The sequence below is a fragment of the Mesorhizobium newzealandense genome, from assembly GCF_042682145.1.
GTDB classification, from domain to species: domain Bacteria; phylum Pseudomonadota; class Alphaproteobacteria; order Rhizobiales; family Rhizobiaceae; genus Mesorhizobium; species Mesorhizobium newzealandense.
Window position 1 is genome coordinate 37293 of sequence record NZ_JBHUGZ010000028.1, and the last position, 20607, is coordinate 57899.

At 62.9% G+C, this 20607-nt stretch carries 17 protein-coding genes and 1 pseudogene; 7 read left to right on the forward strand and 11 right to left on the reverse strand.

Annotated features, from left to right (window positions below; all coding sequences use genetic code 11):
* Positions 1-13 precede the first annotated feature (13 nt).
* Positions 14-1552 carry a winged helix-turn-helix domain-containing tetratricopeptide repeat protein gene (locus ACFSOZ_RS32530; protein ID WP_379104960.1) on the forward strand — a complete coding sequence of 513 codons (1539 nt, stop codon included), beginning with the start codon at positions 14-16 and terminating at the stop codon, positions 1550-1552.
* A gap of 28 nt (positions 1553-1580) precedes the next feature.
* Here ACFSOZ_RS32530 and ACFSOZ_RS32535 read toward each other — a convergent pair.
* The 3 genes and pseudogenes from ACFSOZ_RS32535 to ACFSOZ_RS32545 all read right to left on the reverse strand — a co-directional run.
* Positions 1581-1658: pseudogene (locus ACFSOZ_RS32535) on the reverse strand (amino acid ABC transporter permease); the annotation flags it as partial.
* A gap of 44 nt (positions 1659-1702) precedes the next feature.
* Entirely contained in the window at positions 1703-4813 is a 3111-nt protein-coding gene (locus ACFSOZ_RS32540; protein WP_379104962.1) for an efflux RND transporter permease subunit, read from the reverse strand.
* A complete protein-coding gene (locus tag ACFSOZ_RS32545) occupies positions 4813-5877 on the reverse strand; it encodes an efflux RND transporter periplasmic adaptor subunit (protein WP_379105199.1) in 1065 nt (354 codons plus the stop codon). The genes ACFSOZ_RS32540 and ACFSOZ_RS32545 overlap by 1 nt, the downstream gene beginning before the upstream one ends.
* Positions 5878-6006: 129 nt before the next feature.
* Between ACFSOZ_RS32545 and ACFSOZ_RS32550 the strand changes: the two genes are divergently transcribed.
* From ACFSOZ_RS32550 to ACFSOZ_RS32560, 3 genes are all read left to right on the forward strand, one after another.
* Positions 6007-6585 (forward strand): TetR/AcrR family transcriptional regulator, encoded by a 579-nt coding sequence (locus ACFSOZ_RS32550; RefSeq protein WP_379104964.1) that lies wholly within the window; start codon positions 6007-6009, stop codon positions 6583-6585.
* A gap of 46 nt (positions 6586-6631) precedes the next feature.
* On the forward strand, positions 6632-7909 hold the full coding sequence (fabF, locus tag ACFSOZ_RS32555; RefSeq protein ID WP_379104966.1) for a beta-ketoacyl-ACP synthase II: 1278 nt from the start codon (positions 6632-6634) through the stop codon (positions 7907-7909).
* Between the two features lie 94 nt (positions 7910-8003).
* The gene (locus ACFSOZ_RS32560; RefSeq protein WP_379104968.1) at positions 8004-8819 is read left to right on the forward strand and encodes an oxidoreductase; all 816 of its coding nucleotides are present in this window, start codon (positions 8004-8006) and stop codon (positions 8817-8819) included.
* A 75-nt stretch (positions 8820-8894) separates the two neighbouring features.
* Here the strand turns inward: ACFSOZ_RS32560 and ACFSOZ_RS32565 are convergent, their stop codons facing one another.
* From ACFSOZ_RS32565 to speB, 8 genes are all read right to left on the reverse strand, one after another.
* A complete protein-coding gene (locus ACFSOZ_RS32565; RefSeq protein ID WP_379104969.1) occupies positions 8895-9698 on the reverse strand; it encodes an ABC transporter permease in 804 nt (267 codons plus the stop codon).
* Positions 9695-10549, reverse strand: a complete 855-nt coding sequence (locus ACFSOZ_RS32570; protein ID WP_379104971.1) for an ABC transporter permease — start codon at positions 10547-10549, stop codon at positions 9695-9697. The genes ACFSOZ_RS32565 and ACFSOZ_RS32570 overlap by 4 nt, the downstream gene beginning before the upstream one ends.
* Positions 10546-11583 carry an ABC transporter ATP-binding protein gene (locus tag ACFSOZ_RS32575; RefSeq protein WP_379104973.1) on the reverse strand — a complete coding sequence of 346 codons (1038 nt, stop codon included), beginning with the start codon at positions 11581-11583 and terminating at the stop codon, positions 10546-10548. The genes ACFSOZ_RS32570 and ACFSOZ_RS32575 overlap by 4 nt, the downstream gene beginning before the upstream one ends.
* A 183-nt stretch (positions 11584-11766) precedes the next feature.
* On the reverse strand, positions 11767-12855 hold the full coding sequence (locus ACFSOZ_RS32580; protein ID WP_379104975.1) for an ABC transporter substrate-binding protein: 1089 nt from the start codon (positions 12853-12855) through the stop codon (positions 11767-11769).
* Positions 12856-12927: 72 nt separating this feature from the next.
* Positions 12928-13575: an amino acid ABC transporter permease gene (locus ACFSOZ_RS32585; RefSeq protein ID WP_379104976.1), complete on the reverse strand. Its 648-nt coding sequence runs from the start codon at positions 13573-13575 to the stop codon at positions 12928-12930.
* Positions 13572-14228 (reverse strand): amino acid ABC transporter permease, encoded by a 657-nt coding sequence (locus ACFSOZ_RS32590; RefSeq protein WP_379104977.1) that lies wholly within the window; start codon positions 14226-14228, stop codon positions 13572-13574. Before ACFSOZ_RS32590 ends, ACFSOZ_RS32585 begins: the two co-directional genes overlap by 4 nt.
* Positions 14229-14234: 6 nt before the next feature.
* The gene (locus ACFSOZ_RS32595; RefSeq protein WP_379104978.1) at positions 14235-15041 is read right to left on the reverse strand and encodes a transporter substrate-binding domain-containing protein; all 807 of its coding nucleotides are present in this window, start codon (positions 15039-15041) and stop codon (positions 14235-14237) included.
* An 81-nt stretch (positions 15042-15122) separates the two neighbouring features.
* A complete protein-coding gene (speB, locus tag ACFSOZ_RS32600) occupies positions 15123-16184 on the reverse strand; it encodes an agmatinase (RefSeq protein WP_379104979.1) in 1062 nt (353 codons plus the stop codon).
* Between the two features lie 267 nt (positions 16185-16451).
* Here speB and gcvA point away from each other — a divergent pair, with 267 nt between their 5' ends.
* The 3 genes from gcvA (at position 16452) to ACFSOZ_RS32615 (ending at position 20400) form a co-directional block, all read left to right on the forward strand.
* Entirely contained in the window at positions 16452-17426 is a 975-nt protein-coding gene (gene gcvA, locus ACFSOZ_RS32605) for a transcriptional regulator GcvA (RefSeq protein ID WP_379104980.1), read from the forward strand.
* A gap of 159 nt (positions 17427-17585) precedes the next feature.
* Complete coding sequence (gene pncB / locus ACFSOZ_RS32610; RefSeq protein ID WP_379104981.1) at positions 17586-18890, forward strand: nicotinate phosphoribosyltransferase; 1305 nt, start codon at positions 17586-17588, stop codon at positions 18888-18890.
* Between the two features lie 76 nt (positions 18891-18966).
* Positions 18967-20400 (forward strand): hypothetical protein, encoded by a 1434-nt coding sequence (locus ACFSOZ_RS32615; protein WP_379105201.1) that lies wholly within the window; start codon positions 18967-18969, stop codon positions 20398-20400.
* The last annotated feature ends 207 nt before the right edge of the window (positions 20401-20607 follow it).

Below are 20607 nucleotides of genomic sequence, written 5' to 3' on the forward strand. Positions count from 1 at the left end.
AAGTGAGCCAGCAATGTCGACCGGCGACATGCACCCGCGCTTGAATATCGGCGATCTGGAATTTGATCCGGCGACGGAATCGGTCCGCCGTAACGGCCAAACATGGTCGCTCGGTTCTCGAGGCTCCCGTCTCCTTGCAGCCCTGCTGAGGCGCCGCGGCGACATTCTCACCAAATCGGAGCTGATGGATGCTGCATGGGAAGGGCGAGCCGTAGAGGAGAGCAACCTTTCGGTACAGGTTGCCTCGCTAAGGAAGATCCTCGGCAAGGGATCTCACGGCGACATCATCGTTACGGTGCCCCGCATCGGATATCGCCTTGCATTACCCGACGTCTCTGGCCGTCCTGCCTCGCCGCTCAGCGAAAGGCCGTCGGTGGCGGTACTTCCCTTCTTCAACCTGAGCGAAGACCAGGAGCAAGCCTACTTCGCCGACGGCCTGGCGGAAGAAATCATCGGTGTCTTGGGCAAGGTTCCGGGACTGTCGGTCATCGCGCGCAACTCGAGCTTTGCTTATCGCGACCGGAACATTGACGTGAGAAAAGTCGGCGCCGAGCTCGAGGTCCGGTTCGTGCTGACCGGAAGCGTGCAGCGTTCCGGCCAGAGGCTGCGCATGTATGTAGAGCTGGCCGACGCCGCAAATGGCTCGCAGGTCTGGTCGACGCGGTTCGATCGCGATCTTACCGACATCTTCGCGATCCAGGATGAGGTTGCTCGCGAGGTCGCGGACGCGCTTCGCCTTTCGATATCTCCGCGCACCACTCTCGCCGAGCTCGAAGGGAAGTCGGCGAACCTCGAAGCGTTGGACCTATCCCTTAGAGGCAGAGCGATACTGTTTGCGGAGAGTCCATCTCCGGACCGGGCGCGCGCCGGCATCGAACTCATGCGCCGTGCGCTTGCCGTCGATCCCACCCTGCCCGGGCCCTACGTCGCCCTTTCAATAGCGTTCTTGACCATGGCCGTGAACCGTTGGCTGCCGGACGTCACCGCCGGGGTCGCTGAAGCACGCCGATGCGCCGATGCCGCCGTCAAAATCGATCCGGACTTTGCACTGGGCTACGGCATCTCCTCGATTGTGGCCTTGATGGAAAAGGACGGCACCCGCGTCGAGACCGACTCCCTCAAGGCCTTCGAAATCAACCCCAACCATACCCTCGTTCAAGTGGGACGCGGCAATGCGTTCACGCATGGCGGCCGGCCACTGGAAGCTATCCCCTATTTTGAGGAGGCCATCCGGCTCGACCCGGCGCTGACTCACCAGAACCTGCACCACCTTGCAACGGCATACCTCTTCGGAGCACGTTACGAAACGGCAGCATCGCTGCTCCGGGCGCGCATCCTGCTGGTCCCAGAAACCGATATTTCGCGCGGCTACTTGTGCTCGGCGCTTGGTCATCTGGGTCAAGTGGAGGAGGCACGCCGAGTCTGGAACGATCTAACTGCCATCAACCCGGCCTATTCACTTCGGGAACGCCTTTCGAACTTCTGGTTCGCCAGTCCGTCCGATCCGGAGCGAATTGTTGAAGGTGTCGCCAAAGCAGGTTTGCCGATCTAGCGCACCATTCCGGTAGTGGATCCTTGGATATGATCCGCCTCAGCTCCTGCAGATAGTGCAGGCCGAGGCTGGCGCCGGCATCCCACTGGCCACGCGGCAGCGCGTCACGGAAAGCAAAACGGCCGCCGGTTCGGCGGCCGTTATGTCCTTCTACTCGGCAGCCATTGCTAGTCGCTGTTCCGGTTCCTCCGTCGAAACCTCCTGGATATCATCCGCTGTCGGCTTGATCCGGAACCACGCAGTGTAGAGCGCGGGAAGGAAGAGCAGAATCAACACCGTGCCGGCCGCCGTTCCGCCGATCAGCGTATAGGCCATTGAACCCCAGAAGACGGAGTGCGTGAGGGGGATGAAGGCGAGCACAGCAGCTAGTGCGGTCAAAATGACGGGCCGTGTGCGTTGCACCGTGGCCTCGATGACCGCGTGATAGTCGTCAATGCCTGCAGCACGGTTCTCCTTGATCTGTTCCGTCAGGATAAGCGTGTTGCGCATCAGGATGCCGGCCAGTCCTATCATGCCCAGAATGGCGTTAAACCCGAAGGGTTGGTGGAAGGTGAGCAGCATCGGCACGACGCCGACAAGGCCAAGCGGCGCCGTCAGCACGACCATGAACATCGTCGAGAAGGATCGCACCTGCAGCATGATGACGATCAACATGGCGGCTATCATAGCCGGGAAGACCTTGCCCAACGCGGTGTTGGCCTTTTCAGCCTCTTCGATCGATCCGCCCATTTCGATGCGATAGCCGGCCGGAAGGGACGCGATCAACGGCTGAAGGGCCTTCATGATCTGCTTGGAGACCTCCGGAGGCTGCGTCGCCTCATTGATGTCCGCGCGGATTGTGACAACGGGCGTGCGATCGCGGCGCTTCAGGATTGGCTCTTCCTGGCGGATTTCCGAATGCCCGATCTGGTCGAGCGGAATCGAGCGGCCGTCCCGGCTTGTCAGCGAGAAATCCGCCAGACGCGCCGGATCCAGCCGCTCGCCGCCGGCGCTGCGTGCCACGATGGGGACATTGCGAATGTCCTCGCGAACCTGCGTAACGGGGATGCCGGTGAGAAGGAATTGCAGTTGCTGGGCCACCTCCGCCGGCGAGAGGCCGATGAGGTTCAGTCGATCCTGATCCGGGACAAAGCGAAGCACGGGGGTGCGATTGCCCCAGTCGCGGTTGGCCTGCCGCACATCCGGGACGCCCCGCATGATGTCGAGGGCCTTTTCGGAAATGTTGTAGAGTTGCGTGGCATCGGGTCCCATCACCCGGAACTCGACGGGGAACGGCGTGTAGGGGCCGAACACGAGCTGCGTAACGCGGACATTCGCCTCCGGCGCAAGCCCTTGCGCCACTGCCTCTCGGAGCCGGTGCTTCAACGCCTCACGCGCCTCGGCGTCGGGGGTCAGCACGACGATCTTGGCGAAAGCAGGATCAGGCAGTTCCGGAGCCATCGCAAAGAAGAAGCGCGGAGCGCCCTGGCCGACGTAGCTCGTGACGATCTTGGCCTCGGGCTGGCTGTCCAGCCAATTTTCGAGCTTCTCGACCGCGGCGGTCGTTGTCTCGATGCTGCCACCTTCCGGCAGGCGAACCTCCACCAACACTTCAGGGCGGTCGGATGTCGGGAAGAACTGCTGTTTGATGCCGGCCATACCGACGACGGAAAGCGCGAAGGCGATGCCAACGATACCGCAGGTTACGAACTTATGGCGCACAGCAAACGTGATGACCCGCCGCAAACGTCGATAGTTACGCGTGTCGTAAATAGCGTGGTGACCGCCTTCGACCGGTTTGATCGCGGGCAGCATCTTGACACCGAGATAGGGCGTAAAGACCACCGCGACGATCCAGGAGACGATGAGGGCGAACCCCACGACCCAGAAGATGTTGCCGGCGTATTCGCCAGCCGTCGAGCGCGCAAAACCCACCGGCACGAAGCCTGCGATCGTCACCAGAGTTCCCGATAGCATCGGCGCCGCAGTGTGGCTCCATGCATAAGCCGCCGCCTTAATGCGGTCCATACCCTCTTCCATCTTCACCACCATCACCTCGATAGCAATAATGGCGTCGTCCACGAGAAGACCAAGCGCAAGAATGAGGGCGCCGAGCGTGATGCGATCGAAGAACCGGCCGGTTTCCAGCATGATGAGGAAGACCACGGCGAGCGTCAGAGGGACGGCAGCCGCCACGACGATGCCGACGCGCCAGCCCATGCTGAGCAGGCTGATGAGCAGCACGACGCCGAGCGCCATCGCGAACTTCAACATGAATTCGTCGACCGCCGAGGTGATGTTGACGGCCTGGTCGGACACCTTGTCGAGCGTCATGCCAAGCGGCAGTGTCTGTGTGATCGCGGCAGTCCTGTCTTCCAGAGCCTTGCCGAGCGCGCGACCATCCCAGCCCTCCTGCATAACCGCTGCAAGCATGATGGTGGGCTCGCCCTGGCGTCGGATGAGGTATGTGGGAGGGTCCTCATAGCCGCGGCTGACTTCGGCGATGTCGGATAGCTTCAGCGTCCGCCCCCCAGCGACAATCGGGGTGTCGGCGATCGCCTGAACGCTGTCATAGGCGCCGTCGACCCGAATGAAGAGGCGCGGCCCCAGGGTGTCGATCGAGCCTGCTGGCGTGACGGTGTTCTGCCGCTGCAAGGCAGCGACGATGTCCTGTGCTGACACGCCGAGGTTTGCCAGTTTGGGGTAGGAAAACTCGACGAATATCTGTTCGGGACGTTCACCAAGGATGTTGATCTTCTTGACGCCGGGCACGTGCAGGAGGTCCTGGCGGATCACCTCGGCCTGCCTCGCGAGCTCCCGCATCGGCATGCCTTTGGCCTTCAGCGCATAAAGGGCGAAGCTCACATCCGAATATTCGTCGTTGACGAAGGGGCCGAAGACGCCGGGCGGCAGGTTGCGGGCTTCATCCCCGAGTTTCTTGCGAGCCTGGTAGAACTCCTCCTGCACGACGGATGACGGTGTGCTGTCCTTGAGCGTGACCGTCATATACGCATAACCTGGCCGTGTGGTCGTCTCGACCCGGTCGTACCAGGTCAGCTCCTGAAGCCGCTTCTCCAACGGTTCGGCGACGAGGTCCTGCATCTCGCGCGCCGTCGCGCCCGGCCACGCCGTCGTGACTGTCATGGTCTTGATGGTGAAGCTAGGGTCCTCGGCCCGCCCGAGCATGAGGAAGGCGTAGGCGCCGGCAGCCACCAGCAATAGGATGAAGAACAGGGTGACGGCGCGTTCGCGAACGGCGATCGCGGAAAGATTGAAGGTCATCAGTTGCTCCCGCTTTCGGACTCAGTCCGGACGCGAGCGCCCTCCTGCAGCAGGTGGGCGCCAAGCGACACAATGGGAACGTTGGAGTTCAATCCTGAGATCACAGCGGTTTCGCTGGTTACACGAACAAGCTGGACGGGCTGAAAGTGTACGGTTGAGCTCGCGCCGTCCAACACCCAAACGCCGGTCTTCCGGCCGTCATCAAGCACGGCCCCCAGCGGCACCTGGACCTCCAGCTGTTTCACCTGGCTTGCGAGCCGAATGGTTACCGTCGCGCCAAGCGGTGCTGCGGCAGCCTCGCCGTCGAGCACGTAGCGCGCCTCATACGTGCGGGTCTGGGCATCGGCAGAGTCCGACAGCTGTCGCAGATGTGCTGGATAACGACGCTCATCGCCACCATACACGCTGGCCTCGGCTGCCGAGCCGATCGCCGGCCGGATCGTTTCGGGAAGCGCGACAACCGCTTCGCGCGGGCCGGCCTTGGCGGTCCGGATCACTGGCTGGCCGGCTGCGACGACCTGCCCCGGCTCGCTAAGCGTTTCGACCACCGTTCCATCCGCGTCCGCCAACAGGACTGCATAGGCCGCCTCATTCTCGGCAACCCGCGCGTCGGCCTCGGCGGCGGCAAGTTGCGCTTGGGCGGTATCCATCGCAGCCTTCGCCTGTTCGTAGCGCTGCGGTGTAACCCACCCACTGCCAAGCAAACTGGCGTATCGCCGTTCATCCGGCTGTGTCTGAGCGACTGTTGCTCGCGCTGCCGCAACGGCATTGCGCTTCGCCGAAAGCGCAAGGCGCAGATCGCTATCATCAATCCGCATTAGCGGCTGACCGGCTTTGACCTGCTGACCAACGTCCACCAACCGTTCCACGATCTTACCGGGAACCCGAAAGCCGAGATTGCTCTGAACCCTCGCCCCGATGATGCCGGTGAAGCCACGTTCTAATTCGGTGATCGGCGCTGCCGACACAAGTCTGACGAATGGTGCCTCCTGCCTTGGGTCGGTCACCAAAGGAGCTTCCTGCGCGGGAGTAGCAAACGTGGCGAATGCCGCCACCCATGACATCGCCGTCAGGGTCGATCCCAATACGATAACGGTTCTCTTTTTCACGCTCGTCGCCTCATCTCAAAATAGATTGCATCCGACTTCTATATCCATTATAGATTACGAACGCAATCAAAAAGGAGACCGACGATGCGAGTGAGCCGAATTCAAGCCGCAGAAAACCGCGAGACCGTCATCAATGTGGCAAGCCGCCTTTTTCGCGAGCGCGGCTTTGACGGCATCGGCCTCAAGGATCTGATGAAGGGTGCGGGGCTGACCCAGGGCGCCTTTTACAAGCAATTTGCGTCAAAGGAGGACTTGGCAGCGCAGGCGTCCAGGCGGGCGATGGAGAGCGCCACCCACCGATGGTCGGCCGCGACCGCGGCGAACCCTGAGGATCCGCTTGGCGGGGTGATCGCGTTCTACCTCAGTATGGGCCATCGCGGAGAAAAGATGGACGGCTGCCCAGTCGTTGCGCTCGGTTCGGATGCTGCCAGGCAGGGCGCCGAGGTGAAGGCGTCATTCGAAGCCGGGATCAAGGAATACCTTGAGATGCTCGCCAGTTGGGTTGGCAAGGCCGACGGCGAGAAGGCTGGCGGCAAGGCCAAGGCCATTCTGGCGACAATGGTCGGCGCGGTGCTGCTCTCGCGGATCGTCAACGACCCCGACCTTGCGCAGGCTTTTCTGGATGCGGCGACCGATCAGGTTCGCGATGCAGTCGCCGCTTGAACAGCGTGGGCAGCGCTGCCGGCGCACCCAAATGATAGGAGAATAGATGCGACGGATTGTTGTTACAGGCATGGGGGCGGTCACGCCCCTTGCTGCCAATGTCGAAACGTCATGGTCGCGCCTGCTGGCCGGTCGTTCGGGCGTCCGTAGGCTTCCGGACGATGTGGTGGGGGACCTGCCGGCGAAGATTGGCGGCGTGGTTCCCTCCTTGGATGAAGATCCGGACGCTGGTCTCGATCCCGATGTCGTCCTGTCTGCGAAGGATCAGCGCAAGGTAGATCGGTTCATTCTCTTTGCACTGGCTGCGGCAGAAGAGGCGCTTGCGCAAGCGAAATGGAAGCCTGCCTCGGAAACGGATCGCCTGCGCACAGCAACGATCATCGCTTCAGGGGTCGGCGGGTTCCCCGCCATCACCGAGGCGGTGCGCACGGTCGACCTGCGTGGCGCCCGCCGCCTGTCGCCCTTTACGGTGCCATCCTTCCTGGTGAACCTCGCAGCGGGCCAGATCTCAATCCGTCATGGCTTCAAAGGTCCATTGGGCGCACCGGTGACGGCGTGCGCGGCGGGCATCCAGGCGATCGGCGACGCCGCTCGCCTTATCCGCGCGAACGAAGCCGACATCGCGGTGTGCGGCGGAACGGAAGCGTGCATGAACACCGTCAGTCTCGGCGGTTTCGCCGCGGCTCGCTCTCTTTCCACGGGCTTCAATGAGGCACCCGCTCAAGCCTCGCGCCCTTTCGACACATTGCGGGACGGCTTCGTCATGGGCGAAGGAGCCGGCGTGCTGGTCATCGAGGCGCTGAGCCACGCGTTGGCGCGCGGCGCAAAGCCGTTGGCTGAGCTCGTCGGCTACGGCACGACGGCGGATGCCCACCACGTCACCTCTGGGCCTGAGGACGGCGACGGCGCGCGCCGGGCCATGCAGATCGCGATTGCCCAGGCTGAGATTTCGCCACGCGAGGTTCGTCATCTCAATGCGCATGCGACCTCCACGCCGATAGGCGACCGGGGTGAGATCGAGGCGATCAAGAGCGTGTTCGGACACGATTTCGCGATTGCTGTCAGTGCAACGAAATCGGCGACCGGACACCTGCTGGGTGCGGCCGGCGGGCTTGGTGCCATCTTCGCGATCCTGGCGATCAGGGATCAGGTCGCCCCACCGACCCTCAACCTGAGCGCTTCCGATCCGGCCGCCGATGGCATCGACTTCGTCGCAAACGAGCCCCGGCCAATGGAGATGGAGTACGCGATCTCCAATGGCTTCGGCTTTGGCGGCGTGAATGCCAGCGCCTTGTTCAGGCGCTGGATCGCCCCGGTGGCCTGACGCGAGCGCTAGAGGCAGTCAGGACTGACGCCATTCGCTCGGACCTTTCATGCTTCTCCAACTCCAATCCAACGCAAAGAAAGAAATGATTTCCATGAACAAGACCAATCCTGGCGTCGCCCTCGTCACAGGGGCATCCTCCGGCATCGGGCGCGCAACCGCCAACACCCTACGGAACGCGGGCTTTGACGTATTCGGAACCAGCCGTCGCACGACCTCCAAGCAATCCGACGGCGTTACCATGCTGACCTGCGACGTGACCGACGACGCGTCCGTTGCGAAAATGGTCGATGACGTTCTGGCCAAGGCCGGACGCATCGACCTGCTTGTCAACAATGCCGGCATGGGTCTGTTTGGCGGCGCGGAGGAGTCCTCGACCGCCCAGGCCCAGGCACTGTTCGATGTGAACGTCTTCGGCGTTTTGCGCGTGACCAACGCGGTGTTGCCGACAATGCGACGCCAAGGAAAGGGCAGAATCGTTAATTTGAGTTCGGTACAGGGGTTTATCCCGGCCCCCTATTTCGCGCTTTATTCGTCGACCAAACACGCCGTCGAGGGTTATTCCGAATCGCTCGATCACGAATTGCGCCCGTTCGGCATTCGCGTTTCGCTAGTCGAGCCCGCCTATACCCGTACGTCATTCGAGGACAATCTCGCCGCCCCCGATCAGTTGCTTGATATCTACGACTCTGCGCGCGCTGGCATGACTATGACCGTTCGGAAATCGATGGAAAAAGGCGATGCGCCCGAAGTGGTAGCCAAGACCATTTTGGCCGCTGCGATCGATCCCGCTCCGAAGAAACGCTATGCGGCGGGAAAAATGGCGCGCCAGGTCAGTCTCCTGCGCCGTTTCGTCCCCGCGTCCACATTCGACAAGAGCTTGCGGAAGCAGCTTGGGCTGCCGGCCTGACGTCGGCATCAACGACATCTGGCGGCGCTGCTGCTGGCGCGCCGCCGGTGCCCGGCGGCCGTTTTTCCTTCTCGATCAATTGCCGTCGGACGACATCGCGCCGAGCAGCCTGCGGATGTCGCCGAACCTGGCGATCGACCCGAACACCAGTGCTGCCACCGCGACGAAGAACACCGACACCGACGCCATGGTCGGCGTGTAGCCGTAGCGCAGCGCGTTGAAGATCTTGATCGGCAGCGTTTCGGTGGTGAAGCCGATCGTCATGTAGGCGACGATGTATTCGTTGAGCGACAGCACGAAGGCGAAGGCGTAGCCGGAGACGAGATAGGGCAGGATCAGCGGCAGCACCACCGTCTTCAGCACGGTGCGGTCGTCGGCGCCCATCGTCGCGGCCGCCTCGACCAGCGAGCGGTCGATCGACGCGAAGCCGAGCGACAGCGTCACCAGCGGCAGCGTCACGAAGAAAATGGCGTGGCTAATGATGGCGGTGAAGAACTGGCCGAACAGCCCGACCGTCGCCCAGAAGGTAAGGAAGCCGAGCGCGGTGATGACCGGCGGCAGGATGAAGGGGGCGAGCCCCAGCACCTGGAAGATGTTTGCCCAGGGCGCGATGCGCCGCCACAGGAACCAGGCGAGCGGCAGTGCGACGGCGACCGCGATCGCCGCCGAGCAGACGGCGAGCGTCACCGAATGGATCAGCGCCAGCCGCCATTCCGGATCGGCGAAGATCTGACCATACCAGGCGAGCGAGAAGCCTTTCGGCGGGAAGGTCAATTCCTGCCGCGCGTTGACCGAGACGCCGGCGACGACGATCAGCGGCGCGGCCAGGAACAAAGCTACGACCGTGAAATAGAGCCGGCGAAGGAAGGTAGCGGTCATAGTGCATTCTCCTTGCGGCCGACAAGCAGCATCAGCCCGACCAGCGCCAGCGAGATCAGCACCAGGAAGACAGCCATGGCCGCGGCGAACGGCATGTTGGACTGGTAGATCGCCTGGTCGGTGATCAGCACCGACAATGTCCAGTGGCGTGGCCGCCCGAGAATCTGCGGCAACAGATAGGAGCCGAGCGCGAAGACGAAGACCATGATCAGCGTCGCGACGATGGTGTTGCGCAGCGCCGGGGTGACCACGTTGAAGAAGGCCTTGACCGGCGAGGCGCCAAGCGTGCGGGCGGCCTCGAGCAGCGTCGGGTCGAGACGCACCAGGGCCGGATAGAGCACCAGGATGGTGTAGGGCAGTGCCTGATAGACCATGCCGGCCAGCACCGCGCCGAAGGTCGGCAGCAGCGCCACCGGCTTGTCCATCAGCCCGAGCGCGACGAAAAGATTGGTGATGCCGGCGGTCTGCGAAAACAGCGTCGACCAGGCAAAGCCGATGATGACTTCCGACAGCGACAGCACCGACAACAGGCCGACCAGCCACAGCGTCTGCACGCTGCGCGAGCGCTTGGTCAGCAGATAAGTGAACGGAAAGGCGATGCAGACGCAGCAGACGGCGACCAGAACCGCCAGCATCAACGAAAAACCGAGCACGCCGGCGAAGAAGGTGGTGAGGAACCGGGCATAATTGTCGAGGACGAAATCGGGCGTGTAGAATCCGGCCGGATTGCGCTTGAAGAAGCTGACCGCGATCATCGTCGAGAACGGCACGACGAAGAACACCACGAGCATCAGCCCGGGGAACAACAGCGGCGAATAGTCGGCGAGTGATTTCGGCGCTTCGCGTCTCATGAGCCGAGCACCACGCAGCTCTCGGGCGGCAGCGTGACGCCGACCTTTGCGCCGACCGAGACGTTTGGTCTCTCACGCGGCGTCGCCACAGCGATGATGCTGGTGCCGCCGACCTCGACGAAGGTTTCGATCGTGCCGCCGAGATCGCGCACGAAGGTCACCTGGCCGGTGATGGCGCGGCTGCCGGGTTCGCCCAGATGCACGTCCTCGGGACGGATCGACACCGAGGCCTTGCTGACGCCGGCCGGCATGGCGAGGCCCGGAATGGCGGTGCCGAGGATGGTGGTGCGCCCGGCGCTGTCGACCTCCGCCGGCAGAAGGTTGGTGATGCCGATGAAATCGGCGACGAAGGCGTCGGCCGGCTTGCGGTAGATCTCGATCGGCGGCGCTGCCTGCAGGATCCTGCCGTTGCCCATGACCACGACCAGGTCGGCCATGGTCATCGCCTCGCGCTGGTCGTGGGTGACGACGATGGTGGTGATGCCCAGCCGCTGCTGCAACTGGCGCAGTTCCACCTGCATGGCCTCGCGCAGTTTGGCGTCGAGCGCCGAAAGCGGCTCGTCGAGCAGGAACAGCTTCGGCGACAGCGCCAGCGCACGGGCGATCGCCACGCGCTGCCGCTGGCCGCCCGACAGTTTCGCCACCGGCCGGTCGGCAAAACCGGGCAGATGGATCAGCGTCAGCAACTCGTCGACGCGCTTCTTCTGCTCTTCCTTCGAAGCGCCGCGGATGCGCAGCGCATAGGCGATGTTGTCGCCGACCGAAAGATGCGGAAACAGCGCCAGCGACTGGAACACCATGCCGAGATTACGCTTGTGGGTCGGCAGCGGCGTGATGTCCTCGCCGTCGAGCACGATGGCGCCGCTGGTCGGCTCCTCCAGCCCGGCGATCATGCGCAGCAGCGTGGTCTTGCCGCAGCCGGATGGTCCAAGCAGGCAGACGAAGGTGCCATGCGGTACATTGAGCCGCACATTGTCGACCGCCAGGAAATTGCCGAAGGTCTTGGTGATGGCGTTGATATCAAGTCCGGACATGGGTCACCCCTCTCAGGCATTGCGCTGCAAGGGCCGCCGGATACTGCCCGGCGGCCGGCTGATGCATGTCGCCCAAACGTGCTCCCGGTTTCGGGAGAACGACATGCATGAAGACAAAGACCTGAAGCGCGGCGCCTGAATCCGTTCAAACGCGACGCGCTTTAGGCTGCATGCGGGTTTGGCTCAGCCGACGATGAGTTCGGTCCACTTCTGGTTGATCCAGTCGGCCTTCGACGTATAGAGGTCGTAGCGCGGAATGATCGGCTCGATCTCCGACGACACCGACGCGAACTCGGCCGGCGTCAGGTCGAGCACTTCCTTCTTCAACGTCGGCGTGGTGCCGACCTTGCGCGACATCACGCCCTGCATCGACGGCTGGCTCATATAATCGATGAAGGCATGCGCCTCGTCGACCTTGGTCGAAGCGCGCGACAGAACCCAATTGCCGGAATCCTGGATGCCGCCCTCCTTCGGGAAGGTGGTGCGGACATGGAAACCGTCGGCGATCGCGAGGCCGGTGACGTCGTGATAATACTGGCCCATCGGGATTTCGCCCGACTTCAGCGCCTGTTCAAACTGCGCCTCGTCGCGATACCACAGGCGCACATTCGGCTTGACCTCAGCCAGCTTCTCGAACGCCTTGTTCAGCCCTTCCTCGGTGTCGAGGGCGTTGGTGCCGCCCATGAAGGTCTTGGCCGTCACCTCGAGCAGGAACGAGTTGGAGGCCAGCGCCAGCAGGCCGAGCTTGTCCTCGTTCGCCTTGTCCCAGAATGCCGCCCAGGAGGTCGGCGCTTCCTTGTAGACATCGGTGTTGGAGACCAGCGTGATCCACCAGGCCACGGCACCAATGCCGGCGACGCGGCCATCCGGATATTTGTTGATGAAGCGGGGCAAGAGGTCGCCGTAATGCTTGAACCTGGAGGTGTCGAGCGGCGTCCACAGTTCGGTCGACTGGCCCTTCAGCGTCGAGGTCTGCGACATCATCGAAAGATCGGCCGGGGCCTGGCCGGCCTTGGCCGCCTGTTCGAGCTGCACCAGCCACGCCTCGCCTGTCGGCTCGGCAACCGATTCCACCGCGATGCCGGTCGCCTTGGTGAAGTCGGGGAAGACGTGCTCGTCGAAGGATTTCTTGAAGTAGCCGCCGTAGACGCCGACCTTGAGCGACTTGTCCTGCGCCCGCAGGATCGACGGCATGGCGAGCACGCCAGCCGTCGCCAGGCCGGCGCCAAGCACGCGACGCCGGCTGACGGGTGTTGCGATCAATCTGTTCATCTGGTCTCTCCTCTGTTTGTGCCGGATCCCCGGCTGGTTCCCTTGATTCCGTTGTTCGCCGCTCTTTGCGGCTCAGTGAGCGGCCGCGCGTCGTTCGAGCGTGCGCGCGTATTGCGTCAGCGGAAAACACATGACGAAAAAGATCAGCGCCACCAGCCCGTAGACCTTGAAGGGTTCGAAGGTGGCATTGTTGATGGCGTTGGAGGTCCGCACCAGCTCCTCGAAGCCGATGATCGAGGTCAGCGCCGTCGACTTGATGAGTTGCACCAGGAAGCCGACAGTCGGCGCGCGGGTGATCGAAAACGCCTGCGGCAGGATGATCAGTCTCAGCTCCTGCAGATAGTGCAAGCCGAGACTGGCGCCGGCATCCCACTGGCCACGCGGCAGCGCATCGACGCCGCTGCGCCAGATTTCGGCGAGATAGGCACTGGCGAAGAAGGTGAGGCCGAGCACCGCCGCCGTCCACGGCTCGATGCGCAGCCCGAGCATCGGCAGGCCGAAGAACATCAGGAACAGCTGCATCAGCAGCGGCGTCCCCTGGAACAGCGCGATATAGCCGGAGGCAATGCGCCGGCTCCATTTGTTCTTGGCGATCCTGAAGAACAGCACAACCATGCCGACCACGCCGCCGCCGACAAAGGCGGCCAGCGACAGGAGCACCGTCCAGCGGGCGGCGAGCAGCAGGTTGCGCACGATGTCCCAGAAGGTGAATTCGATCATGACACGCCAGCCCCCAGGACGCGGCGTCCGCCTGTGACCAGCAGCCTACGCAAGGCCATCGACAGGACGAGATAGACCATCGTCACGACAAGATAGGTCTCGAAGGAGCGGAAGGTGCGTGCCTGCAGCATGTCGGCCTCGTAGGTAAGCTCGCGCACCGCGATCTGCGACACGACGGCGGACTCCAGCATCATGATGACGATCTGGCTGGTCAGCGCCGGAAAGATCACCTTGAGCGCCTGCGGCAGCACGATCTTGATGAAAACCTGGCGTGGCCTCAAGCCCAGCGCCAGGGCTGCTTCCGTCTGTCCGCCCGGCACCGCATCAAGTCCGGCGCCGACGATCTCGATCGTATAGGCCGCCATGTTGAGCGTCATCGCCAGGATGGCGGCCAGCACCGGATCGAGCCTGATGCCGAGACTGGGCAGCCCGAAGAAGATGAAGAACAGCTGCACCAGGAACGGCGTGTTGCGGATCACCTCGACATAGACGGCGATGGCCCGCTTGAGCAGCACGGGACCGTTGCGCCGTCCTGCCGCGCCGAGGATGCTGAGGAACGTTCCCGCCAGCGTGGTCACGGCGATCAACAGGATCGTCGTGACCGCTCCGCGCGCTATGTCGCTCGCAGCACCTGGAAGCCAGGCAAAGGCCACGGAAACTCAATCCTTGAGGTTGTCGGGATTGAGCGGCGTCTTCAGCCAGGCTTGCGAACTTGCGTCCAGCTTGCCGTCGGCCAGCATCTTGGCGATGGCGTCGTTGACCGCCTTCTTCAGGCTGTCTTCGTTCTTGTTGAGGCCGATATGCGAGGGCGAGGTCAAAAGCTGGAACTTCTGCTCCGGCTTCAGCGCGTCCTGCTTGGCCAGCACCTGCGCGCCGACATCGTTGCCGACGACCATCAACTGCGTCTGGCCGGAGATGAAGGCCTGAATCACCGAATTGTAGTTGTCGAAACGCTTGATGTCGGCCGATGCGGGGGCTGCTTCGGTCAGCGAGGTGTCTTCGAGCGTGCCGCGGTTGACGGCGATCGACTTGTCGGCAAGATCTTCCTTGCCCTTGACCGCCAGTGCCGCCGGACCGATCACGGCGATGTAGTAGGGCGCGTAGGCAGCGGCGAAGTCGATCACCTGCTCGCGTTCCTTCGAATAGCCGACGCTCATCAGGAGGTCGACGCGATGGTCGTTCAGGTACGGGATACGGTTCTGGCCGGTGACGGCGACGGGATTGAGCTTCACCTTGAGCGTGTCGGCAATGTATTGCGCGACATCCATGTCATAGCCCTTGAGGCTCATGTCGGCGCTGGCCGAGGAGAAGGGCGGAAAATCGGCGAAGACGCCGACATTGATGGTTCCCGCCTTGGTGATGTCTGCCAGCGCGTCGGCGTTGGCAGCCTGTGTGGCGAAGCCGAGACCGGCGGTGCCAAGCATCAGCATGGCGGCGATGGATGCAAGTGTCTTTCGGATTGTCATTGGTATTCCCCTTCTGGAAGCTTTGTTTGTTTGGGTCGGCCGCCGGCTCCAGCGCGGCGGCCGCCTTTGCTCTTTTAGACGTCAGGCTCCCTTGCCAGTGATCGCCGGGCTGAACACCATCAGGCTCAGGATCTCGAACAGCACCTGTGCCGCGGCATGGGCGGTGTTGGTGGTCGCGTCGTATTGCGGCGCCACTTCGACGACGTCGCCGCCGACGATGTTGAGGCCCTTCAGGCCGCGCAGCAGTTCGAGCACTTCGCGCGTGGTGAGCCCGCCGACTTCGGGCGTGCCGGTGCCGGGTGCGAAGGCCGGATCGACGCTGTCGATGTCGAAGGAGACATAGGTCGGGCCGTCGCCAACGATCTTGCGCGCCTTCTCGATGATGGCGGGAATGCCGAGACCGGTCACTTCCTCGGCATGGACCACGGTCATGCCGGACTCGTAGGTGAACTCCCACAGATATTCGGCCGAGCCGCGAATGCCTATCTGGATGGTGCGCGTCGGGTCGAGCACGCCGTCGAGCACCGCGTTGCGGAACGGTCCGCCGTGGTGGAACTTGGTCATGTCGAACAGGCCACTGGTGTCGCAATGGGCGTCGATGTGGATCAGGCCGACAGGAGCTTTCTTGCCGACGGCCTTCAGGATCGGATGGCTGATCGAATGGTCGCCGCCGACCGAAAGCGGGATGACGCCGGCATCGACAATCTGGTTGGTGCGGCGCTCGATGTCCTCATGGCTGATCTCGAGCCGGTAGCGGCTGCGGAACGGCGTGTCGCCGATGTCGGCGACCCGAAGTTCGTGCGTCGGGGCGCATTCCAGCACGTGGTTGTAGGGGCCGATGCGTTCAATGGCACGCAGCGCCCTTGGCCCGAAACGCGAGCCCGGCCGGTTGGTGACACCAAGGTCCATCGGCACGCCGATGATCGCCACCTGCAGGTCACCGAAATCCGGATTGTCGGCTGATATTTCGCGGTAGGGCGCGGCAAGGAAGGTGGGGATGCCGGAATAGGGCGCCAGCCGCGTGCCGGTCTTGGAAAAGATCTTGTCGGCGACGCGCCGGAATTTCGGGTCGAACATCTCGCCGCCATGGCTCTCGCCATATTTGCGACGCAACGCGTCGAGCTTGCCACGATCGTAACCCATGTCCGCTCCTCCTGCCGGGCTGATGCAGTGCGGCCGTCGGTGACCTCAGGCGAACCGGCCGTCATCCGGCCGGGTCGCTGTCCCGCTGGCTGCCTGCAGATTTCACGTCTTGATGCTGTTCCGGGCCAAAGTGTCTGGCAGCCGCATTGAAAAATCAATTGATATTGTTAGGGTGTTTGCTGTGAGAAAACCTCACAATCAACTCTGAGCACGACCTCATCCGAAAACCGGCCTCCACTTTTCGGAATCGTGCTTCAATGGATGCTCATGGCCAAGCGCCTGCCACCGCTGAATCCGCTGCGCGCCTTCGAGGCAACGGCCCGCCATGGCTCGCTGACCAAGGCGGCGAGTGAGCTGAATGTCACACATGGCGCCATCAGCCACCAGATCAAGGCGCTCGAGCTGTCGCTCGGCGTCAAGCTTTTCGAGCGCGCCGGCCAGCGGGTGAAACTGACGCCGCACGGTGCCGAGTTGCTGCCGGCGGTATCGACCGCCTTCGACGGCATCGCCGCCGCCACCCAGCGCATGACAAGGCCAGCGAGCAGCGGCACACTCTCTGTCTCCTGCGTGCCGGCACTGCTGTTGCTGTGGATGACACCGCGGCTCGGCAGTTTCATGGCGCAGTATCCTGACATCAGGCTGACGCTGATCCCTTCCAACGACGCCAAGGATATCCGCGCGCCGCAGATCGATGTCTGCGTGCATTACGGCGACGGCAGCTGGACCGATTGCTGGATGCGCAAATGGTCGGGGCTCGAACTGTTTCCCGTCGTCAGCCCGACATTGATCAACAACCGTCCGATCCGCAGCGTCAGGGACCTCGCCGACCATGTCTTCCTGCATGGCGACGACGGCCGCGAATGGCATACCTGGCTGGCCGCCGCCGATGCGCTCGATCTGGAGCGTGGCCGCCGCCATCATCTCGGCGACGCACGCATGGCGGTTGAAGCCGCGGTCCACGGCCACGGCGTGGCGCTGGGCGATTCGGTGACGGCGAGCTCGCTGCTGGCCAGGGGCATGCTGGTGGCGCCGTTCAGCCTGTCGGTGCCGGCGGTCGACGATTTCTATGTCGTCTGCCGCAACGAAATGAAGTCGACGCCGATCGTGCAGCTGTTCATCGACTGGCTGTTTGCCGAGAAGGCGCAGGATGACGGCCGCGCCGATGCGCCGGTGGCGGGCCGCGTCGTCACCCGCCGCAAGCGTCCGGCGCTCAGGGTCATCGGCGGCAGAACCGGGAACTGACATCGGCCTGTCATTGGCGGCGACGGCCGATCGTGTTCCGCCGCATGCAGGGTTTTCTTTTTGTCGGGCCAGCCTGAAACCGGGCAGCGTTTTGGCCAATTCGATGCTATGAGGCCTGTCGCGGTTGTGAGTAGCAGGCAGCGAAGGCGGTGTTGAAACATGGCTAAGACCGATATTGCGCGGCGTGTCTACAACCACACCTGGAAGCTCGACCCGATCGTGCGCAGCCTGCTCGATACGGATTTCTACAAGCTTTTGATGCTGCAGATGATCTGGGGTATGTACCCCAAGGTCGACACGACTTTCTCGCTGATCAACCGCACCACCTCGGTGCGGCTGGCCGACGAGATCGACGAGGGCGAGTTGCGCGAACAGCTCGACCATGCCCGCACCTTGCGCTTCAGCAAGAAAGAGATGATCTGGCTCGGCGGTAACAATTTCTACGGCCGCAAGCAGATCTTCGAGCCGGAATTCCTCGCCTGGCTGGAGAATTTCAGGCTGCCGGAATACGAACTGTCTAAGCGCGACGGCCAGTATGAGCTGACCTTCAGCGGGCCGTGGATGTACACCACGCTGTGGGAGATCCCGGCGCTCGCCATCATCAACGAATTGCGCTCGCGCGCCGCCATGCGGGCGTTCGGCCCGTTCGCGCTCGATGTGCTCTATGCCCGCGCCAAGGCCAAGATGTGGGCCAAGACCGAACGGCTGAAGGCGCTGCCCGGCATCCGCATCTCCGACTTCGGCACGCGCCGGCGCCATTCCTTCTTGTGGCAGCGCTGGTGTGTGGAGGCGTTGAAGGAAGGCATCGGCGAGGCTTTCACCGGCACCTCCAACGTGCTTTTGGCCATGGACAACGACCTCGAAGCGCTCGGCACCAACGCGCATGAACTGCCGATGGTGTTCGCAGCACTCGCCAATTCGGAAAAAGAGCTGAAACAGTCGCCCTACAAGGTGCTGCAGGACTGGCAGCGCTATTATGGCGGCAACCTGCTGATCGTGCTGCCCGATGCCTTCGGCACGGCGTCCTTCCTGCGCGACGCGCCGGACTGGGTGGCCGATTGGACCGGTTTTCGCCCCGACAGCGCACCGCCGATCGAGGGTGGCGAGAAAATCCTGTCCTGGTGGCGCGACAAGGGCAAGGATCCCCGGCAGAAGCTGCTGATCTTTTCCGACGGGCTCGAGGTCGAAACCATCGAAGAGACCTACCGCCATTTCAAGGGCAAGGTACGCATGTCGTTCGGCTGGGGCACCAACCTCACCAATGATTTCGAGGGCTGCGCGCCAACCGAAACCAACAGCCTGGACGCCATATCGCTGGTCTGCAAGGTCACCGAGGCCAATGGAAGGCCAGCGGTCAAGCTTTCCGACAATCCGGCCAAGGCGACCGGCGATGAGAAAGAGATCGAGCGTTATCTCAGGATCTTCGGTGAAAAGGATCGCGTGGAGCAACTGGTCAAGGTGTGAGGGGTGGCTACGCCAGCCAAAGATCGCAATCTTGGATAGCGTGAGTTCCTTCGCGCCCCCCTCTGTCCTACCGGACATCTCGGGGGGCGCCGTAGAGCGTTTTTCCTCGATAACCCTGCTCGCATGCTTCGTCGCTTTGCTGGCCTTTCTTCTTCCCTCCCCCGCCTTCGCCCACGCCTCCGACCGTGGCCACGTCCTGCTCCTGCCGACCGGCTATTATCTGGTTGGCGGGGCTTTCGCCGTCGCCGTCAGTTTCCTCGTGCTGGCGCTGTTGCCGGGGGATTGGCTCGATCGTTTCTGGCGCCGACGCCTGCCGCTGTTCGCCTTCAGCGACAATGCCAGCGCCGTCTACAGCCTGATCTCCTTTGCCGGCTTTGCAATCCTCGTCGCCACCGGCTTTTTCGGAAGCCGCGACCCGCTCTCCAACCCGCTGCCCTTGGTGATCTGGACCCTGCTTTGGGCCGGCGTCACGTTGCTGCAAGGGGTCTTCGGTGATCTCTGGTCATGGCTGAACCCGTGGTATGGGCCGTGGCGTCTTGCTTCGCGCCTGTTCGGCGCGGGGGATGAACCGGCATGCCGGCTTCCCCAATGGCTCGGCTGCTGGCCGGCGGTCCTGTTGTTCTTCGCCTTTGCCTGGTTCGAACTCATCGATCCGGCGCCCGACGATCCGGCGCGGCTGGCCTTGGCCGCCGGTCTCTACTGGCTGCTCACCTTCCTTGCCATGCTGGCGTTCGGCTACCGTGGCTGGAGCCGCAGCGGCGAATTCCTGACGGTCTTCTTCGCGATGGTGGCGCGTTTCGCCGTCGTCGAGCGCAACGAAACCGGCCGGCTTGGCCTGTGCTGGCCGGGCGCCAAACTGCTCGCCGCCGAACCGTTGCCGACCAGCGGCATTGCCTTCCTGCTTCTTGCCCTGTCGTCGGTATCCTTCGACGGCCTGTCGAAAACCTTCTTCTGGCTCGGCCTGTTCGGTATCAATCCGCTCGAATTCCCGGGCCGCACCGCCGTGATCGGCAGCGGCACTTTCGGGCTCGTTCTGACATTCTTGCTCCTGGCAGCGGTGTTCATGCTCGCCGTCTGGCTCGGTCAGCGTCTTGCCGGCAGCACTCAGGCCTTTGGCGACGCAGCCGGCTTACTTGTCTGGTCGATCGTGCCGATCGCCCTTGCCTATCATGTCGCGCATTACCTGAAGTCGCTGCTCGTCGACGGCCAGTATGCGCTTGCGGCGCTGTCCGATCCGTTCGCGCTGGGCTGGAACCTGTTCGGCACCGCCGACATGCAGATCGAGGCCGGCATCGTTGCCGGAGCGGACTCGGCGTGGTGGCTGTGGAATGTCCAGGCCGGCGCCATCATCCTTGGCCATGTGCTCGCCGTCCTCGTCGCCCACGGTTTCGCCTGGCGCCTGCACCCGCAGTCCTCCCGCGCAGCACTCAGCCAGTTCCCGCTCACCGTGCTGATGATCGCCTATACGGTCTTCGGCCTCTGGCTGCTCGCCACGCCAACGGTGGGCTGAGCCGTTTGCGCTGGAAAACAAGCCGTGATTCCCCTAGAGCAATTCCAGGAAAAGTGTGAAACGGTTTTCCGTCCGGAATTGAGTCAAGACAAAGAGCTCGAACCGGCATTGCCGTGTCCGGACTTTGGTGATTTAGTTTGTACACATGCAATTTTTCGACTTCCGGAACTGAGCGGACTTTGCGCTCCTAACGCTGAACAAGGGGAA

Bases quoted from the DNA above. Each gene is read 5' to 3' on its own strand.
- ACFSOZ_RS32595 (WP_379104978.1), bottom strand. From the start codon at position 15,041: ATGACAATCCGAAAGACACTTGCATCCATCGCCGCCATGCTGATGCTT.
- ACFSOZ_RS32575 (WP_379104973.1), bottom strand. From the start codon at position 11,583: ATGTCCGGACTTGATATCAACGCCATCACCAAGACCTTCGGCAATTTC.
- fabF (WP_379104966.1), top strand. From the start codon at position 6,632: ATGCGACGGATTGTTGTTACAGGCATGGGGGCGGTCACGCCCCTTGCT.
- ACFSOZ_RS32580 (WP_379104975.1), bottom strand. From the start codon at position 12,855: ATGAACAGATTGATCGCAACACCCGTCAGCCGGCGTCGCGTGCTTGGC.
- ACFSOZ_RS32565 (WP_379104969.1), bottom strand. From the start codon at position 9,698: ATGACCGCTACCTTCCTTCGCCGGCTCTATTTCACGGTCGTAGCTTTG.
- pncB (WP_379104981.1), top strand. From the start codon at position 17,586: ATGGCTAAGACCGATATTGCGCGGCGTGTCTACAACCACACCTGGAAG.
- speB (WP_379104979.1), bottom strand. From the start codon at position 16,184: ATGGGTTACGATCGTGGCAAGCTCGACGCGTTGCGTCGCAAATATGGC.
- ACFSOZ_RS32570 (WP_379104971.1), bottom strand. From the start codon at position 10,549: ATGAGACGCGAAGCGCCGAAATCACTCGCCGACTATTCGCCGCTGTTG.
- gcvA (WP_379104980.1), top strand. From the start codon at position 16,452: ATGGCCAAGCGCCTGCCACCGCTGAATCCGCTGCGCGCCTTCGAGGCA.
- ACFSOZ_RS32540 (WP_379104962.1), bottom strand. From the start codon at position 4,813: ATGACCTTCAATCTTTCCGCGATCGCCGTTCGCGAACGCGCCGTCACC.
- ACFSOZ_RS32560 (WP_379104968.1), top strand. From the start codon at position 8,004: ATGAACAAGACCAATCCTGGCGTCGCCCTCGTCACAGGGGCATCCTCC.
- ACFSOZ_RS32550 (WP_379104964.1), top strand. From the start codon at position 6,007: ATGCGAGTGAGCCGAATTCAAGCCGCAGAAAACCGCGAGACCGTCATC.
- ACFSOZ_RS32545 (WP_379105199.1), bottom strand. From the start codon at position 5,877: ATGTCATGGGTGGCGGCATTCGCCACGTTTGCTACTCCCGCGCAGGAA.
- ACFSOZ_RS32530 (WP_379104960.1), top strand. From the start codon at position 14: ATGTCGACCGGCGACATGCACCCGCGCTTGAATATCGGCGATCTGGAA.
- ACFSOZ_RS32585 (WP_379104976.1), bottom strand. From the start codon at position 13,575: ATGATCGAATTCACCTTCTGGGACATCGTGCGCAACCTGCTGCTCGCC.